The 902-nt window shown below is 45.3% G+C and carries 2 protein-coding genes; one reads left to right on the top strand and one right to left on the bottom strand.

The window, feature by feature from the left end; translation table 11 throughout:
• Nucleotides 1–105: 105 nt before the first annotated feature.
• Entirely contained in the window at nt 106–297 is a 192-nt protein-coding gene (locus AO277_RS28550) for a hypothetical protein (protein WP_169748183.1), read from the top strand.
• A 31-nt stretch (nt 298–328) separates the two neighbouring features.
• On the opposite strand, the gene AO277_RS14155 is transcribed toward AO277_RS28550, so the two are convergent.
• Entirely contained in the window at nt 329–757 is a 429-nt protein-coding gene (locus tag AO277_RS14155; protein WP_236691328.1) for a hypothetical protein, read from the bottom strand.
• Between the last annotated feature and the right edge of the window lie 145 nt (nt 758–902).

Here is a 902-nt window from a genome sequence, read left to right as displayed (position 1 = left end):
GAGCTGGTAAAACAAGGGCCTGCCTGACGGCAGGCCCTAACCAGCCCGAACACAAAAAAACTGATACTCCCCTCCAGCGGCGCGTCTGTGCGTGAAGGCCCTTGTATGGACCCACGCTACGGCGATGCAAATGCGCCATTTTTTATTCGTCGTCTTTCAATGAGCGTCTTTCAGATGCCTATTCGTCGCGCCACTGAAGCTTTCGTGGCAAGCATGACTCAGTATTTCAAACGACTGCCCAATTTGATTGGGTTTTTATTGTCGATATTTTTTCCCGCAGCTGCCAAGAAATCGTGAAGTATGGAAAGAGCACCGCTAAACATTAACGTCATGATGATGTAACCAATAACATCGAGGTGCTGGTTAGGCAAAAGTTGAACGGTGTTTTTAAATAAAACGACTGCGTAAAGCCTATGAGTGCGCCCAGTCCTGTCCTTAGCATTGTCAAAAAGCTTGCGCCAACCTCTGCAAAAATCTTATAGATGAATCGGAAACTTTCCACCGCAGCGTCTGACCTAAAACGCAGCGCGAATTTTAAAGCGCACACCAAAAAGTAGGGGATTAAAAGTATGAAGTAATGCTTTATCAATACTTCGGGCGTCAAGAGCATAGAGAAGGCATCTTCAATTTCTTTTTCCGTGCTTGAATACTCCAGAATGGGAATGGTCCCAAGCAGAAAACCCACGATGAGTTCTGTTGGGAGCTTTTTTACGTAGGCAATACTTTCAGTTTTTAAATTATTGGTTCTTTTTCTCATGATTCTCCTGAATGGGCTTGTCAGCCTCAAATGTTTGTACTGGCTGAAGAGGTGACTGAGACGATTGCCGCAGCGTTCGAGAGACTGTCAGAAATTTTGTGTTCGGGCATAACATGTAGCTAGAGGTGCATGTATGCCGACCAAA

The organism is Pseudomonas amygdali (assembly GCF_002699855.1).
Taxonomy (GTDB): Bacteria; Pseudomonadota; Gammaproteobacteria; order Pseudomonadales; family Pseudomonadaceae; genus Aquipseudomonas; species Aquipseudomonas amygdali.
Note: the sequence above shows the minus strand (reverse complement) of the source record. Positions and strands in the feature narration are given on the sequence as shown.